The sequence below is a fragment of the Marinobacter sp. MBR-105 genome, from assembly GCF_053628895.1.
The window spans coordinates 49,422-65,762 of record NZ_JBRJHG010000019.1 but is presented as its reverse complement, the minus strand read 5'-3'; the positions used below and the strand labels follow the sequence as shown (position 1 = coordinate 65,762).

Below are 16,341 nucleotides of genomic sequence, written 5' to 3'. Positions count from 1 at the left end.
CAAAAGGGGCATGGGTTACATGGATGTGAGCAATGACATCAGGGTAGAAAACGCAGACGGCGTCATGCTCAAGCTCTGCCTGAACGTGGAAATTTACTTCCGTAATGCTTGGCGTACGGATGTCCGGGAGGCGGTACTGGCGGTTTTCAATGAATACCGGGAGTACTTCGGCCAGGAATTCAATTGGACTACCAATCCAAATACCGGCCGTTGGAAAAGTCTGAAGAAGACACCTTACCCGTACCCGGGCGAGTGGCTGTTGGATGTGCCACAGGACGAGGAGTGGGAGTTTGTTTTTCATGGTGGCGAAAAGAAGACAGATGCTTCGGACATAGACTTCGTCTCATTGGGAGGCGGGAAGGCAAGAACCATAGAAGACCATCCTCTCTCCAACCAACGATCGTTGTCATATCTCTATTGCCATTTTCCGATAGATTTCTTTATCGACCGCGACGAAAAACTACCAGATATTTTTAAACGTTGGTGTAGCTTGTTAAACGCTGAGCAAGCATATGCGGGATTTGGATTAGCTATATCTCACGGTTATGAAACTCGTGTAGACCCTTTGGTCTATCAGTTGGGGCAGCGTTTCCCTGGCCTTAATGTCGGCAAAGGAACAACACACTCTCTGTATTTGCTGAGCAGCATCAAATCGCCGGCATGGCTCACTGCCATCTGCCAGCCCTATGTGAATCAACTTGGTGGAGAGGCTGCGTTGCAGGAGGCGTTACCGGATGGTTGGGTGTCACCGTATGACGGCGGTGTGATTATCCAGGCTGGACCCAAGCCTCTGCTGGGTGACCGGGAGCAGGGTCTGGATGTCGCCCCCTATCGACAAGCCGCCCAGGCCTTACGTCCGATTCGTTCAACCAAGCATGGTGGAATAGCCAAGGGCCGCGTGGACGGTCAGACTGTGTTCCATACTCAGGAATTCCGCGAATGGCTGTCCCGTTTTGACGGCGAGCCGGAGGTGAGTCATGACTGACACCCTGGCAATGGATCTGTTGCCTGCACAGTGGTTTCCAGACATAGAACTGTCCGAGCTTGCCGTAGGCGAGAGCAGCATTGACATCGTTGGTGCCGGCGAGTGGGCCTTGCAGGGAGATCTGTTGCTGTTTGAGGGCAAAGGTACCCTGCGTCTTTCGTTGACGGAAGCACCAAGGATTGAAATCTGGAATGGCGAAACCTGGCAGGTGCTCCCCGAAGATTTTCTGGAGCATGCGACGACCGTCACTCACCTCCAATACGACCGGGCGAGCGGCGAGGTCGTGGTCAATGCTCGTGCGGGGGACAAGCAGGCCAAGATTCGGCTGACGGGTATTCTCAACGGTGTGGAGTGGTGCCCGGTTTCATAGGGTCGAGCCACATCTATACGTGTGGTCAGGACGATTTAACTGATCGAGCCCCCCCCCTCTGTCAAGGTAGTTGGAACCTCACCTGATGTTAGACTCTGTAAAAGACGCTACCCGATGGCCGCGAGATTCAGTACGGCTATAACGCGGACGGCAAACTGATCGGGGTTGATGATGGCCACTGGCCGTTGGCTTTCGAGTACGACGAATTCGGTTTGTTGAAAACCGAACATCAGGGCTGGGCGAGCCTTCGTTATCGTTATGATGAATTTGATCGCCTGCACGAAATGGTACTGCCGGACGGCCAGGCGCTGGCTTACCACCGGGACACAGCCGGGTTGTTGTCAGGCATCGACCTGAATGGCCAACCGCTGACTCGCCACCGAATGGCGTCCACCGGCGAGGAAGTCGAACGGCAACAGGGTGAGCTGTTGAGTGCCTATGTATACGATGACGAAGGTCGCCTGACCCAGCACCGGATTCATCAGGGTCGCCTTAAAGACACCAGCGCCCAGCGCGACTACCAGTATGATCCCAACGGCAACCTCAAAAGCATTCAGGACAGCCGCAAAGGGCTCAGACAATACGTCTACGACCCGATGGATCGTTTGGTGGGCGTGCGGGGCGATCTCTATGAGCAACTCATACACGACCCGGCCGGCAACCTCCTGGAGCAAAACCTGGGGGCTTCAAGCGGTCAATCTGCCAATGTGCGCGGTAACCGGCTTACCATGCATGGTGACAGCCACTACGAATACGACGAATTCGGCAACCTGATTGAGGAACGTCGAGGTAAAGCTCAGAAACTGGTCACCCGGTATACATACGACTGCGAGCACCGGCTCACGAGCGTCACCACACCGGATGGCAGCACCTGGCACTACGAATACGACGCCTTCGGCCGCCGTATCGCCAAAACCAACGGCCTGACCCGAACCGAATTCCTCTGGCAGGGCGACCGCCTCATTGCTGAAGAAACCGGGGATCAGTACCGCACCTACCTGTACGAACCTGACAGCTTCAAACCCCTGGCGCTGGTAGATGGCCACGGCCCGGAACAAGCTGAAGTCTATTACTACCACCTGGACCATTTGGGAACGCCCCAGGAACTGACCAGCCAGCATGGCAGGCTCGTTTGGTCAGTCACCTACCGCGCCTACGGGAATGTGGTCCAGCAACAAGTCTCAGAAATCGACAACCCGCTCCGCTTCCAGGGCCAGTACCACGACCCGGAAACCGGCCTGCACTACAACCGGCATCGATACTACAACCCGAATACCGGTCGGTTCATTACGCCGGATCCGATTGGCCTTGCGGGTGGGTTGAATAATTATCAGTATGTGCCTAATCCGACGGGGTGGGTGGATCCGTTGGGGTTGGCGGCACACGAGAAACGTTCACCTGATAGTTCCATAAACACTGAACTTCAGGCTAGCCTTCGTTCACTGCCTGAGGGCAGCTATAGGGTGATAAATCAGGTTGATACGCCGGAAAAACTCGGGTTTGCCAACAATAGGGCGCTTGAAATCGAATTGCTGCAGGACGTCGACGGAGTAAGATTCTACGGAGGCGATGCTGCAAAAGAAGGTGCTTTCGTTGCCGTAGGAAAAATTCCGAATAACTTACAGCATGCACGTCAGCATTTGGCGCTTAGTCCGTTCTATGATGCTTCGGGCCGATCCGTTTATAACACAATGGATAATCTGGTAGATGTTCGTATTCAGAAAGCTGCGAAAGTTTTGATCGGCGAGGTGGCACCTCAGCAATCTAGGGCAGATAGGCTTTATTCCGGGGGGGGACGCAGATTCTAACTCAACATTGGCTGCCCGAAAACTCGGGGAAAGTTATTTATATGAAGTCGGAAAAGGTGCGCTAGTTGATATGAAAACTGTGCAGTTCGTTGGCGAAACGCAGGATAAAAAGTTCTGTTTTGTTTTCCAAGATGAAGAAAAGGAAAACTACTATCTTGATGAAGACGTGTGTCGCGTCTCTGGCCTGAGCCCTTTAATTTATGACCAATTGGCTACTAACCGTTCTTTTTTGGTTAGATTTGAGGAAAAGAGTGGTGTTCGTTACATAGTCAGTATAGCGCTAGGGGATTAGAGTGCTACTGAGCAATTGAGCCAGACCTCGTTGAGGAGGGGGAGCCATAAGAAGGAGGAGTTGGTGGCGTTATCGGGCCAGCCTCAGCGCTACTTGGATACCGCGCAGCACTTGCATGATGTACCGAGGCTGGAACCATTCGACACTAGATGCCGTCACCGCTGAACATGCCGTCGCACCGGCCGCAACCCTCACTTCCGGCGCGATTCTGTAATGGCTGGACCGAAAACCGGCGCCATTACAGAATCGAAGTCACTTTACCAACTCCCCACATTCTCCATACTCGCCCAAGGCTCCCGTGCCGGGAGCGCATCGCCTTTCTGCAGCAACTCAATGGAAATCCCGTCCGGCGTCTTGATGAACGCCATATGGCCATCCCGGGGCGGGCGATTGATGGTGACGCCGCTGGCCTGGAGTTTCTCGCACAGGGCGTAGATATCGTCCACGCGGTAGGCCAGATGGCCGAAGTTGCGGCCGCCTGTGTATTCCTCTGGGTCCCAGTTGTAGGTCAGTTCGATCATGGGCGCCTTGTCTTCCCGGGCCCGGGCTTCATCGTCCGGGGCGGCGAGGAACACCAGGGTGAAGCGACCTTTTTCGTTGCTTTTACGACTGATTTCTACCATGCCCAGCAAATCGCAGAAGAAGTGCAGCGTGTCGTCCAGGTTGCTCACCCGGATCATGGTGTGCAGGTATTGCATAAGGTGCTCCTTGGCTGGTCAGGTTCTGAATTGTGTACCCCACAGTTTACGGTATTCTTCGGCTATGACTAAAAACGAGATTACCGAGACGTTGCGGGCGTTCGAGGTGCCGGCGGTCCGGCATCTGGCCTGGTTGTGTCTGTCGCCTCAGCTGTTAAGGCATGAGCTCAGTTTCGATCCTGCCGCCCATCTGCCCCCGGAATTCCTGGAGACGTTGAAACGGTGGGAGCGGAACCCTGATACCCTGCCTGCGCGGTTGACGGAAACGCCGGAGGGTCGGCTTGGCCACTATTTCGAGCGCCTGTATGAGGTGTTACTGCGGGATCTGTTGGGTTGGGACATTGTACTGCAGAATCAGCAGGTTCAGGCCGAGGGGCGAACGCTGGGTGAGCTGGATTTTCTGGTTCGCAACCGCTGCTCCGGCCAACTGGAGCACCACGAAATTGCCATCAAGTTCTATCTCGGCTTCGTAACCGAGGCAAATCAGGTCCGGTGGTACGGACCCAATGCCCGGGATCGGCTGGATCTGAAGACTGAGCGTCTGCTGAATCACCAAAGCCGCTTGTGCCAGCGACCAGAAACCCAGGGCTTGCTGGCCAGTGTTGGCGTCTGCGAAACGGTAAAGCCACGAATTTTCATGCCAGGCTATCTGTTCTATACGGTTGCTCAAACGCTGCCTGAAGCGCCGGCACAGGTGCCGAGGGAGCATCTGAAAGGTTACTGGATGAGGCTTGATCAGGCTCGGCAGGAGAATATCTCTGGCTGGGTGCCCCTGTTCAAGCCGGACTGGATCGGCCCCTGGGCTCAATCGGCTGCGCCGGATACAGCATCGGCGAGGGCGGCGCTTGATCGGGTGGAGAGCGCCGGGATACCCCAGATGTTTGCCGTTTTGAACAGGCGGACGGAATCTGATCGTTGGGTAGAAACTAGTCGGGTGTTCATTATGCCGCCTCAGTGGCCGGGTGCGGGCGCCTAAGACCATTGTAGGGGCTGTTCGGTTCACAGAAACGGGCCTTGGTCGTTGTCACATTCGTGACACGGTTCTAGAATTCCGGGCTGTTCAGGTGGCATCAGGACGATGCCCGTAAGCCAAGGAAGGAGATGCCCCGATGGAAGATTGGCAAGGATGTCTGTCTCCGGAGTGTCAGACCGCGCTGTTGATGGCCCGAGAAAATGTTGGGCGCCGGGGCGGTTCTGTGATTACTGCCGAAGATTTTCTGCTGGCATTGCTCGATGCCATCCCCGCGATTCCCCCGTTTTTGCAACGCCAGAGTATCGATCTGGACGAACTCGTTCGCACCATTCAGGGTGAGCAGCCCATCGTGACCGAGGTGGTCGGAGACGGTGATCTGTCCTCCCAGTTGATCTATTGGATTGCCTCTGCCCGCGAGTCGGCAGAGGTCCCCTGGCTCGATTGGCCGGTGCTTCTGAAAGCCCTGACGTCCCAGTGTGAGCGGCTTCAGGATAAAGCCTATGTGGCTGTACTCGAGCTTGTGACCTACTGGCCCTCGGCACATGACGTGCCTGTGCCCACCTCCGATGCCCGTTTCGTTGCGCCGGTATCGATTGCTGAACCAGAATGGCTCGCGCTGGCGGAAGATGTTGCGGTTGCCCTGGCGGCCAATCCCGAAGCACTGATTTGGGTTCGAGGGCCGAGGGGTGCCGGCAAGTCGGCCTGGCTGCACTCGCTCCTGAGCACTCCCGGCCTGGCCTGGGTTCAGGTTGATCCTCGCCGGGAGTCGGAAGTGCTGGCCTGTGATCAACCGGTTTTACCGTCAGGTGATTCGTCCTCTGAGCATTGGCCTGCGCTGGTATTGGACAATGTCAGCCCCGCCGATTTGCTGACGTTGATAGCCGAGCCGCTGGGGCTGATCCGGGATCTGGTTTCCGGCTGGTCTGGGCCAATCCTGCTGATTGGTCGTGATTCGATGACGGATTCCAGCGGTGTCGTTCGGCTGGGTCAGTTGCTGGGTCGTGAACCCGAGGTTCTGGAGTTGCCTCCGGTGAGCGTCCGTCAGCGGAGGGCGGTACTCACCGCACATCAACCGGCAATCGAAAAGCGTTGGAATATCCAGGTTTCCCAGGCAGCTCTCGAATATGCGGCTTCCCGACAAAGCAGCTGTGTCAGCACTCCTGGTGGCATGCTGCAGTGGGTACGGCGAGCTGCCGCCCGGCTGGATTTGTTTGCCAGTCGTGGCTCGGTGTCGGCGGCGGCACTGGAGGGCGAAAAAGAGGTGTGGCACCGGCAGTCTCTGGTTGCACTGGCGCGGGGAGAAGATTGCCATCTCCCGGAGCAGAAGGCGGAGGTCCTGATGATTGAACAGGCGGCGGCCGATGTTCTCTGGCACGAGCGCAAGCGGGCCGGCACGCTGCGACGATTGCTGGTGGACGATCTGCGCGAGGAACTGGAGCGATGGGTTGCAGCGAGGCCCGGGCCGGTTCACTATGTGCGACATTGCGAACAACTGCAGGGAGAATCCTTGGGTGCAGGATCTGGAAATCTACATTCGTGACCTTGAACCGGCCGCGGTCTCCAACTGGCTGGAAGGCCAACTGGACGAATTACAGTTGGACGATACCGACGTCAGTTCCGTGGTGAAGGGCATGGCCAGGTATAGCGGCGCGCGGGTGCGCATCACGCTGTATCCGGGCGCTTTCGGCAAGCGTTTCACTTCACTGGTGATGGAAGGCGATGAGCTGCCCTGGAACAGCGACCTGGATTGCGCTCGTAGTGCCTGGCGGGCAATGGATACTGAAATCCGCTGCAGCCCGGGAGACTGGAAAGAAGGGGACCCGGTGGAGGACGATAAGTGGTGGCGGCTGGATCATCGCGGCGAGCAGTTGGTGGTCTGGAATTGACAGTCACAAGGTTTTCGGCTTGAAACAAAAAAGCAGCCCCGAGAGGCTGCTTTTTTATTGGCGCGTGCGGGAGCTGTCTCAGTCGCTCAGGATAGACACGTTGTCTGCCTGCAGGCCTTTGTCTGCCTCAACCACGTTGAAGCGCACCAGTTGGCCCTGGCGAAGCACGCGGCGACCACGGCCACGGATGGCGCGGAAGTGCACAAAGATCTCGTCGCCACTGTCACGAACGATAAAGCCGAAGCCTTTCTTGACGTTGAACCACTTGACGGTGCCTTCCTCGTTACCTTCCGGAGTGCTGTCGTCAAAATCGTCTTCGTCGTCGTCATACTGATTGCTGGGCTGGGCACTGCGAGGTGCTGCCTTGCGCGCGGCTGAGTTCCTGGCGGCAGGCTGCTTGCCGGCGAGTGCAATCGCAACAAAGGCGGCAACGGCAAAGACAACAAACGCGAACAGATAGGCCGCTATGCCACCCTGGCTGCCCAGAGCTTCCAGGCCCTGGCCCAACGCCAGGATTTTCAGGGGTTCCGGAGTGGTGGTAAGCAGAAGGCCGAGTACAAACGGTGCCGGAATCGCGATCAGAATGGCAACAAGGATCGCTTTGGCTGGATTACGCATTGGTTGGTTATTCTCCATGGTTTAACACTGACGATAAAAAGCCGGACATCGGGTAACATGGCATGTCTGGCCGGTGAACGCCGCCAACCCCGGGAAAACTGATTATCCCGGCCGCAGGCGGTAAAAGGCGGCATGATACCAGATTACAGAAAGGGCTGACCAAACCTCATGAGCAAAAACTCCCTGGAAGAACGACTGGCAGAACTGGAAATGCGACTTGCGTTCCAGGATGAGCTGATCAACACGTTGAGTGATCAGGTCGCCAAGCAGGAGATGGACATTCGGGAACTGTGGGACGCCAAGAAAATGCTGCACAAGCAACTCAAGGATATCTCGCCGTCCAATATCCGGCGGGAAGAAGAGGAAACACCCCCGCCGCATTATTGATCAGAGGCTCATTGTGAGCCTCTGGTTCGATTCCTTAGGCCAGCAGCTCGACCAGAATCTGTTCGTAGATCTCGGATAGTGTGTCCAGGTCCTCAGCCTTCACACACTCGTCCACCTTGTGAATGGTGGCGTTGATCGGGCCAAGTTCGACCACCTGGGCACCGGTGGGCGCAATGAAGCGACCGTCTGAGGTGCCGCCGGACGTAGACAGTTCTGTCTCACGGCCAGTCACGGTTCGAATGGCATTCTGTGCGGCCGATACCAGCGCGCCTTTGTCGGTCAGGAATGGCCGGCCACTGAGGTGCCATTGCAGATCGTATTTCAGGTTGTGCCGGTCCAGGATAGCGACCACTCTCTCTTCCAGGCTTTCCGCGGTGTTCTCGGTGCAGTAACGGAAGTTGAAGTGCACCAGGCACTCCCCGGGCACAATATTGCTGCCGACGCCGGCCTCGACACGAGTTATCTGGAAGGTGGTGGGCGGGAAGAAGTCGTTGCCGTTGTCCCAGAATTCCTTGGCCAACGCGTCCAGTGCCGGTGCAACGTTGTGGACGGCATTCTCGGCCAGATGCGGGTAGGCCACGTGGCCCTGAACGCCGTGAACGGTGAGGTATCCGTGAAGGGAGCCGCGCCGGCCATTCTTGATGACATCCCCTACCTGATGGGTGCTGGAAGGTTCGCCAATCAGGCACCAGTCCATTTTCTCATTGCGGGCTTCGAGGGTTTCTACCACTTTCACGGTGCCATCCTGGGCCGGGCCTTCCTCATCGCTGGTGATCAGCAGGGCAATCGAGCCCCGATGATTCGGGTGGTTGGCCACAAAGCGTTCACAGGCGGTGATGAAGGCCGCCAGGCTTCCCTTCATGTCCGCAGCGCCCCGACCGTGCAGATAGCCGTCCTTGATGATCGGGTCAAACGGCGGGTGAGCCCAGTTTTTCTCGGGGCCGGTGGGTACCACGTCGGTGTGGCCGGCAAATGCCAGAACAGGCCCATTGTTGCCCTTTCTTGCCCACAGGTTGTCGGTTTCGCCAAAGCGCAGGTTTTCCCCACTGAAACCCAGCGGCGCCAGGCGTGACATCATGAGTTCCTGGCAGCCCGCGTCGTCCGGCGTTACGGATTGGCGGCGGATAAGGTCCTTGGCAAGTTCCAGGGTGGGGGAGAGCGACATAGGGAAACCTGTTCGATAAGAAAAGAGTAGAGGGAATAACACCACAGAACCCCCGGTGTTCGTGGGTTCTGTGGCGGGCTGCAGCCTTAGTTGTTGGCGTGCAGTTCTTCGTTCAGTTCAATAGCGGTCTTGTTGGTTTTGCACTCAACCGCACCGGTCTGGCTGTTGCGACGGAACAGCAGATCGTTTTTGCTGGCCAGATCGCGGGCTTTTACCACTTCCACCAGTTTGTTGTGGTCATCCAGCAGGGCCACCTTGGTGCCTGAGGTGATGTACAGGCCAGCTTCAACGGTGCAGCGATCGCCCAGCGGGATGCCGATGCCGGCATTGGCGCCCAGCAGGCAGTTCTCGCCCACGGAAATAATGATGTTGCCGCCGCCGGAAAGCGTGCCCATGGTGGAACAGCCGCCGCCCAGGTCGGAGCCTTTCCCGATCACCACGCCGGCGGAGATGCGCCCTTCGATCATGCTGGTGCCTTCGGTACCGGCGTTGAAGTTGATAAAGCCTTCATGCATGACGGTGGTACCTTCGCCTACGTAGGCACCCAGACGTACTCGGGCGGTGTCGGCAATACGTACACCCTTGGGCACCACGTAATCGGTCATCTGCGGGAATTTGTCGACCGACTTCACTTCCAGAATGCGGCCTTCCAGGCGTGCCTGCAGTTGCCGCTCCGGCAGCTCATTCAGGTCAATGGCGCCTTCGTTAGTCCAGGCCAGGTTGGGCAGCAGACCAAAAATGCCGTCCAGCTTCAGGCTGTGGGGCTTGGCCAGGCGGTGTGAGATCAGGTGCAGTTTCAGGTACACCTCCGGCGTGCTGGAAGCGGTATCGTCCGTTGCCAGTACGGTGACTACCACGGGGCGCTTGCTCTCAGCCGCTTTCTCGGCCAGTTTGGCCTGGTCTGTCCGGCCCAGTTGGCGAAGGGCGTTGGCAAACTGTGCCAGTTGTTCTGCTTTCACGCTGATGGCCTGGTTGCCACCCTTATAGTCCAGCGCAGACTCAACCACGTCGATCAGGTCTCTGTCGGGTGTCATGATCGGCTGCTGGTAGTACACCTCCAGCCATTCGCCCTGGTTGTTCTGGGTGCCGATTCCGATACCGAATGCAAAACTCATCTGGTGGTTGCTCCTGTTGTCATTAAATAGTCAGAAAAATTCAGCCCAGCCACGCAGACCAGTCGTCTGCGTTGAACCCCACGCTTACGCCGTCTCCGCGCTCGACGACAGGGCGTTTGATGATGGAGGGGTTGTCCAGCATGATCTGGTGGGCACTTTGGGCGCTAATGGTATCACGAACCTCGTCGGGAAGTTTTCGCCAGGTGGTCCCGCGTTTGTTCAGGAGCGTTTCCCAGCCAACGGCCTGCTCCCACTGGCTGAGCTTCTCGCTGCTCAGGCCGTCTTTCTTGAAATCATGGAACTCATAGTCCACGCCGTGTTCATCCAGCCACTTCCGGGCCTTTTTGACGGTGTCGCAGTTGCGGATGCCATATAACTTCATTGTTTAAAACCTTTTACGAACTCAACGATACGTTTCGCGGCCTCAACGCATTCCTCCAGGGGAGCCACCAGCGCCATGCGCACGCGGTTTTCACCCGGGTTGTGGCCGTTTACCGTGCGCGACAGATATCGGCCCGGCAATACGTGTACGTTCTGTCGGGCGGACAGCTCCCGGGCGAATGTTTCGTCGTCCATGGGCGTCTCCGGCCAGAGGTAGAAGCCGGCATCCGGGAAGTCGACGTTCATCACTTCACGCAGAATGGGCACGACTGCCTCGAACTTGGCCCGGTAGGCGGCGCGGTTTTCGCGCACATGGTCTTCATCGTTCCAGGCGGCGATACTGGCCAGCTGATTATGTATAGGCATGGCACAGCCATGGTAGGTGCGGTATTTCAGGTAGCCGGCCAGTACCTCGGCGTCGCCGGCCACAAAGCCGGACCGCAGGCCCGGCAGGTTGCTGCGTTTGGACAGGCTGTGGAACACCACACAGCGCTTGAAATCGTGGCGGCCGATGGCGGCGCAGGTTTGCAGCAAGCCTTCCGGCGGGTTGGCTTCGTCCGGGTAGAGCTCTGAATAGCACTCGTCCGAGGCAATCAGGAAATCGTGCCGGTCGGCCAGTTCAATCACTTTTATCAGGGTTTCCCTCGGAATCACCGCTCCACTCGGATTGCCGGGCGAGCACAGGAACAGGATCTGGCAGTTCTCCCAGACCGACTCGGGCACGGCGTCGAAGTCCGGGATGAAGCCATTGCCGCCATCGCAGGGCAGATAAACCGGTGTGGCGCCGGCCAGGAAGGCTGCGCCTTCGTAGATCTGATAGAAAGGATTGGGGCTGACCACGGTGGCGGGTTTGCCAGCATCCACAACCGCCTGAACCAGGGCGAAGATGGCTTCGCGGGTTCCGTTTACGGGCACCACGTGGCGGTTCGGATCCAATGACGCCGGTGCAAGATCAAACCGGTGGGTTGCCCATGCGGCAATCGCGCTACGAAGTTCGTCAGTGCCTTTGGTCGTGGGGTAATTCGCCAGTTTATCCAGATTATCGGCAATAACGTCCTTTACGAAGGCTGGCGATGGGTGCTTGGGCTCACCAATTCCCAGGGAGATGGGCGCCAGATGTTCTGGCACCGAAATGCCGGCCTTCAGTTTGGCCAGTTTCTCGAAGGGATAGGGGTGAAGTCTTTCCAGATTGGGGTTCATTGAATCTCGTCCAGCATTTTACAGAGGTCCTGTTGCAGGGCCTGGCACACGCCCGGGTCGCGCAGGGGTTCGCCCTGTTCGTCGGTGATGAAGAACACGTCTTCAACCCGCTCTCCCAGAGTGGCAATCTTGGCGTTGGTCAGCCGCACACGGTGTTCCAGCAACACCTGGCCAATCCGCGCCAGCAGACCGGGGCGGTCCGGCGTGATCAGTTCCATCACCGTGCGCTGATTGATGGTGTCGTTGGAGAAGGTCACCTCGGTCGGGAACGCAAAGTGTTTCAACTGCCTTGGCGTTCTGCGATGGATGATGTCCGGATAGTCTTCAGGGTCGTCCAGTTCTTCAATCAGTCGCTTGCGTACGCGCTCCTTCCGGGCCGGGTCGATACCCAGCGGCTGCCCCTTGTCATCCAGAACCACATAGGAGCTGATGGAATAGGGGCCTTCGGTGGAATTGATGCGGGCATCCACAATGTTCAGGTTCAGCTGTTCCAGAACAGCGGTGGTGGCGGCAAACAGGGCGACGCGATCTTTCATGTAGATGATGATCTGGGAATAGCCGTCAGTCGGGCCACCCCGGGTGTCCCGGATCAGCACCAGAGGATCCGGGTTGTCGCCGTGGCGAATGATGGCGGCTGTTTGCCAGGCGATATCGACAGTGGAATCCTGCAGGAAGTATTCGTCGTCCACGGTATTCCAGATCTGGTCGATCTGTTCGTCGGTCATATTCTGGGCGTGGAGGATTTCCCTGGCTTCCTCCTGGGTGGCCCGGATCCAGGACTGCCGGTCTACCGGATTGTCAGTGCCGCGGCGCAGCGCCCGTTTGGTTTCTATATAAAGCTGGCGCAACAACGACGCGCGCCAGGTGTTCCACAGTTTGGGATTGGTGGCACTGATATCGCAAACCGTGAGGATGTAGAGATAGTCCAGGTGGGCCAGGCTGGGTACCGCGCGGGCAAAGGCCTGAATGATGTCCGGGTCGGAAATATCCTTGCGCTGGGCAGTCATGGACATCAGCAGGTGGTTTTCCACCAGCCAGGACACCAGCTGGGTGTCCCGCTCACTGAGATGGTGTCGCTCGCAAAAGGCTTCGGCATCGATGGCGCCGAGCTCGGAATGGTCGCCGCCCCGGCCTTTCGCCACGTCGTGGTAGAGGCCGGCAATAAACAAGGTTTCCAGTTTGGGTAGCCGGTGTATCAGGCGCGAGGCCAGCGGGTATTCGGTTCTGGCCTCGGTGCTGTTGAGCCTCACCATGTTGCGGATCACCCGCATGGTGTGGGCGTCTACCGTATAGATATGGAAAAGGTCGTGCTGCATCTGGCCAATGATCTGGCCGAACTCCGGCAGGTAGCGGCCCAGCACGTTGTACTTCTTCATGGCCGACAGGGTCTGGTCCAGGGCATGGGGCGTGCGTAGCAGCTCCATAAACAGCGTGGTGACGGCCAGGTCAGACCGGAACGCGTCATCAATCAGATGCCTATGGGCCCGGAGCGAACGAATCGTGGTGGCCCGGATACCTTTGATCTCCGGGTGTTGCGCCATCAGCACGAAGATTTCCATGATCGCATACGGGGCGTAGGCGAACACCTGATTGTTTACCGCTTCAATGTAAAGGTTGCGAACCTGGAAACGTTTGTTCAGGGGGCGGATTTCATCTTCGCCGCCGCTGCCAATGATGGCTTCGTCATAATACTGCAGGATCACGTCGGCCAGCTCCGCCAGTGCAAGCACAGTGCGGTAGTAATGCTGCATCATCAGCTCTACGCCCAGACGTTTACCTTCGTCCTGGTAACCGAGCATTTGTGCCAGGGCGCGCTGGTGGTCAAATAACAGTCGATTTTCATTGCGGTCGGCCAGCAGTTGAAGACCAAATCGGAGCCGCCAGAGGAAGGTCTCCCCCTGGTACAGAATCTGGTGCTCTTCTTCGGTCAGGATGCTGAAGCGGGTGAGGTCGGCAATATTCTGCAGGCCGAAATGGCGCTTGGTGATCCAACCGATGGTCTGGATATCCCGAAGGGCGCCAGGAGAGCCTTTGACGTTGGGCTCCAGATTGTACTCCGTGTCGCCGTACTTCTTGTGACGTTGCTGCTGCTCTTCACGTTTGGCGAGGAAGTAGTCCCGATCGGAGCTGACGTCGTCCGAATACACCATCTCACTGAGTTCGGCCCGTAAACTATCCGGGCCTGCGATCGTGCGTGTTTCCAGCAGATTGGTCAGAATGGTGATGTCTTCCCGGGCGGCCTGGATGGATTCCGCCAGGCTGCGAACGCTGTGGCCAATATCCAGTTTGAGGTCCCAGAGCAGGGTGACAAACGCTCCCAGGTCTTCCTGCCAGTCCTCTTCTATGCCATTGCGGGTCAGGATCAGCAGGTCAATATCGGAATGAGGGTGCAGCTCGCCCCGGCCATACCCCCCCACGGCCACCAGTGCAATGTCAGCGGAGCGGGAGAACGGGTATCTGTTCCAGATCAGCCGGAGTACCTTATCGATGGTGTTGGCCCTGGCAAGAACCAGGGCGCGGACATCGGCGCCTTGCTGAAATGCCTCGGCATCAGCGTTATAACTTTCCCGCAAGAGTTCGCGTGCGGCAAACACCGGTGAGGTGTCGTTACTGATTCGGGATTCCAGCTCGCTTCGGTCCACTTAGAATGACTCTTCCGATCGGCGGGTCAGCACCTCATAGCCATCCGCAGTTACCAGAATGGTGTGCTCCCACTGTGCCGACAGTTTGTGATCCTTGGTGACCACCGTCCAGCCATCTGCCAGTAGCTTGGTCTGGTATTTGCCTTGGTTGATCATCGGCTCGATGGTAAAGGTCATGCCTTCTTTAAGTTCCATGCCGGTGCCGGGCTTGCCGTAGTGCATTACCTGAGGCTCCTCATGAAACACTTTGCCAATGCCGTGGCCGCAATAGTCTCTGACAACGGAGTAACGGTGTTTCTCGGCATACTGCTGTATTACGTGGCCAATATCACCCAGGCGAGTTCCGGGTTTCACCAGTTCAATGCCTTTATATAGGCACTCCTGGGTGATCTGGATCAGACGTTCGGTGCCGGGCTTGGGTTTACCCACAATCCACATCTTGCTGGTGTCGCCGTGGTAACTGTCTTTGATGACAGTGACATCAATATTGATGATGTCGCCTTCCTTCAGCACCTTCTTCTCGGACGGGATGCCGTGACAGATTACGTGGTTGACGGATGTGCAGATAGACTTGGGGAAGCCCTTGTAGTTCAGGGGCGCGGGAATTGCCTGCTGTGTGTTGACGATATAGTCGTGCGCAATACGATCCAGCTCTTCCGTGGTGATGCCGGGTTTGACATGTTCGTCGAGCATTTCCAGAACTTCGGCAGCCAGGCGACCGGCCACGCGCATCTTTTCAATCTCTTCGGGGGTCTTGATAGTTACCTGCATCGGGCTTCCTGTTGATTTGTATCAAACCGGCATTTTAAGGGGCGGCGACATAAGGTACAAGGCGGGGAGCAGGCTATGCTGGCCATAGTCCGGGGCTAAAAATAATGGCGTTTGGCCTGGCAGATATGGTATAAACGCGCCCGCCGGAAACGAATCCGGCAAATTCACACACGTGTCAGCACGTTGTCCCAGGGTGCCGGCTCCTGTTTAAAGGAGGCTGGTTGGGGCAATCGGACGCGTGGAGGACTAACCCGAAGCTAAAAGGTAAATATCATGGCTCAGGTAAATATGCGTGACCTGCTCAAGGCAGGTGCTCACTTCGGTCACCAGACTCGCTACTGGAACCCGAAAATGTCGAAGTTCATCTTCGGCGCCCGTAACAAGATTCATATCATCAACCTGGAGCAGACTGTTCCGGCCATGAATGAAGCGCTGAACTTCATTCAGTCTCTGGCTGAGAACAAGAACAAGATCCTGTTTGTTGGTACCAAGCGCGCGGCTTCCAAGATCATCAAGGAAGAAGCTCAGCGTTCCGGTCAGCCTTACGTTAACCACCGCTGGTTGGGTGGTATGCTGACCAACTACAAGACCATCCGTCAGTCTATCCGTCGCTACCGTGATCTGGAAGCCCAGAGCCAGGACGGTACTTTCGACAAGCTGACCAAGAAAGAAGCCCTTGAGCGTACCCGTGAGATGGATAAGCTCGAGCGCTCCATCGGTGGTATCAAGGATATGGGTGGCCTGCCGGATGCCCTGTTCGTTATCGACGTAGACCACGAGCGTATCGCCATCAAGGAAGCCAATAAGCTGGGTATTCCTGTTATCGGTGTTGTTGATACCAACAGCGATCCCGATGGTGTTGATTACGTGATCCCGGGTAACGATGACGCCATCCGTGCTATCCAGATCTACGTGAAAGCCGTTGCCGATACCTGTCTGGAAGCTTCCCAGTCTGCCGGCGCTGGCGCTGACGAGTTTGTTGAAGTCAGCGAAGATGCTGCAGGCGCTGCTCCGGCCGCCGAGTAACATCCAGGCTTAACGTTTGAGTTG

16 protein-coding genes and 1 pseudogene are annotated in these 16,341 nt (G+C 57.1%); 9 read left to right on the top strand and 8 right to left on the bottom strand.

What is annotated here, in order from left to right:
* The first annotated feature begins 10 nt into the window (after nucleotides 1–10).
* From ACSSVV_RS18395 to ACSSVV_RS18380, 4 genes and pseudogenes are all read left to right on the top strand, one after another.
* Nucleotides 11–985 carry a type VI immunity family protein gene (locus ACSSVV_RS18395; RefSeq protein ID WP_023010992.1) on the top strand — a complete coding sequence of 325 codons (975 nt, stop codon included), beginning with the start codon at nucleotides 11–13 and terminating at the stop codon, nucleotides 983–985.
* Entirely contained in the window at nucleotides 978–1,355 is a 378-nt protein-coding gene (locus ACSSVV_RS18390) for a hypothetical protein (RefSeq protein WP_023010993.1), read from the top strand. Before ACSSVV_RS18395 ends, ACSSVV_RS18390 begins: the two co-directional genes overlap by 8 nt.
* Nucleotides 1,356–1,456: 101 nt before the next feature.
* Nucleotides 1,457–2,770, top strand: a pseudogene (locus tag ACSSVV_RS18385) (RHS repeat domain-containing protein); the annotation flags it as partial.
* Nucleotides 2,771–3,233: 463 nt separating this feature from the next.
* Nucleotides 3,234–3,455 (top strand): hypothetical protein, encoded by a 222-nt coding sequence (locus ACSSVV_RS18380; RefSeq protein ID WP_023008779.1) that lies wholly within the window; start codon nucleotides 3,234–3,236, stop codon nucleotides 3,453–3,455.
* 257 nt (nucleotides 3,456–3,712) lie between these two features.
* Here ACSSVV_RS18380 and ACSSVV_RS18375 read toward each other — a convergent pair whose 3' ends face one another.
* A complete protein-coding gene (locus ACSSVV_RS18375; protein ID WP_023010995.1) occupies nucleotides 3,713–4,153 on the bottom strand; it encodes a VOC family protein in 441 nt (146 codons plus the stop codon).
* Between the two features lie 64 nt (nucleotides 4,154–4,217).
* Here ACSSVV_RS18375 and ACSSVV_RS18370 point away from each other — a divergent pair, with 64 nt between their 5' ends.
* The 3 genes from ACSSVV_RS18370 to ACSSVV_RS18360 all read left to right on the top strand — a co-directional run bounded on the left by ACSSVV_RS18370 (nucleotide 4,218) and on the right by ACSSVV_RS18360 (nucleotide 7,012).
* On the top strand, nucleotides 4,218–5,129 hold the full coding sequence (locus ACSSVV_RS18370) for a DUF1853 family protein (RefSeq protein ID WP_023010996.1): 912 nt from the start codon (nucleotides 4,218–4,220) through the stop codon (nucleotides 5,127–5,129).
* 133 nt (nucleotides 5,130–5,262) lie between these two features.
* Nucleotides 5,263–6,666: a hypothetical protein gene (locus ACSSVV_RS18365; protein WP_023010997.1), complete on the top strand. Its 1,404-nt coding sequence runs from the start codon at nucleotides 5,263–5,265 to the stop codon at nucleotides 6,664–6,666.
* Nucleotides 6,638–7,012 (top strand): hypothetical protein, encoded by a 375-nt coding sequence (locus tag ACSSVV_RS18360; RefSeq protein WP_011786016.1) that lies wholly within the window; start codon nucleotides 6,638–6,640, stop codon nucleotides 7,010–7,012. The genes ACSSVV_RS18365 and ACSSVV_RS18360 overlap by 29 nt, the downstream gene beginning before the upstream one ends.
* A 78-nt stretch (nucleotides 7,013–7,090) precedes the next feature.
* Here the strand turns inward: ACSSVV_RS18360 and ACSSVV_RS18355 are convergent, their stop codons facing one another.
* The gene (locus ACSSVV_RS18355; RefSeq protein ID WP_011786015.1) at nucleotides 7,091–7,630 is read right to left on the bottom strand and encodes a cold-shock protein; all 540 of its coding nucleotides are present in this window, start codon (nucleotides 7,628–7,630) and stop codon (nucleotides 7,091–7,093) included.
* Nucleotides 7,631–7,798: 168 nt separating this feature from the next.
* Here ACSSVV_RS18355 and ACSSVV_RS18350 point away from each other — a divergent pair, with 168 nt between their 5' ends.
* Nucleotides 7,799–8,017 carry a SlyX family protein gene (locus tag ACSSVV_RS18350; RefSeq protein WP_011786014.1) on the top strand — a complete coding sequence of 73 codons (219 nt, stop codon included), beginning with the start codon at nucleotides 7,799–7,801 and terminating at the stop codon, nucleotides 8,015–8,017.
* Between the two features lie 34 nt (nucleotides 8,018–8,051).
* Here ACSSVV_RS18350 and dapE read toward each other — a convergent pair whose 3' ends face one another.
* The 6 genes from dapE to map form a co-directional block, all read right to left on the bottom strand.
* Nucleotides 8,052–9,182 (bottom strand): succinyl-diaminopimelate desuccinylase, encoded by a 1,131-nt coding sequence (gene dapE / locus ACSSVV_RS18345; protein ID WP_023008783.1) that lies wholly within the window; start codon nucleotides 9,180–9,182, stop codon nucleotides 8,052–8,054.
* A gap of 86 nt (nucleotides 9,183–9,268) precedes the next feature.
* The gene (gene dapD, locus ACSSVV_RS18340; protein WP_014422003.1) at nucleotides 9,269–10,297 is read right to left on the bottom strand and encodes a 2,3,4,5-tetrahydropyridine-2,6-dicarboxylate N-succinyltransferase; all 1,029 of its coding nucleotides are present in this window, start codon (nucleotides 10,295–10,297) and stop codon (nucleotides 9,269–9,271) included.
* Nucleotides 10,298–10,337: 40 nt separating this feature from the next.
* Nucleotides 10,338–10,679 (bottom strand): ArsC family reductase, encoded by a 342-nt coding sequence (locus tag ACSSVV_RS18335; protein WP_011786011.1) that lies wholly within the window; start codon nucleotides 10,677–10,679, stop codon nucleotides 10,338–10,340.
* The gene (gene dapC, locus ACSSVV_RS18330; protein WP_023010998.1) at nucleotides 10,676–11,878 is read right to left on the bottom strand and encodes a succinyldiaminopimelate transaminase; all 1,203 of its coding nucleotides are present in this window, start codon (nucleotides 11,876–11,878) and stop codon (nucleotides 10,676–10,678) included. The genes ACSSVV_RS18335 and dapC overlap by 4 nt, the downstream gene beginning before the upstream one ends.
* Complete coding sequence (locus tag ACSSVV_RS18325) at nucleotides 11,875–14,520, bottom strand: [protein-PII] uridylyltransferase (RefSeq protein WP_023010999.1); 2,646 nt, start codon at nucleotides 14,518–14,520, stop codon at nucleotides 11,875–11,877. Before ACSSVV_RS18325 ends, dapC begins: the two co-directional genes overlap by 4 nt.
* The gene (gene map / locus ACSSVV_RS18320; protein WP_011786008.1) at nucleotides 14,521–15,291 is read right to left on the bottom strand and encodes a type I methionyl aminopeptidase; all 771 of its coding nucleotides are present in this window, start codon (nucleotides 15,289–15,291) and stop codon (nucleotides 14,521–14,523) included.
* A 273-nt stretch (nucleotides 15,292–15,564) separates the two neighbouring features.
* Between map and rpsB the strand changes: the two genes are divergently transcribed.
* Nucleotides 15,565–16,317, top strand: coding sequence for a 30S ribosomal protein S2 (gene rpsB / locus ACSSVV_RS18315; protein ID WP_011786007.1), 753 nt, complete (start codon nucleotides 15,565–15,567; stop codon nucleotides 16,315–16,317).
* Nucleotides 16,318–16,341: the final 24 nt, after the last annotated feature.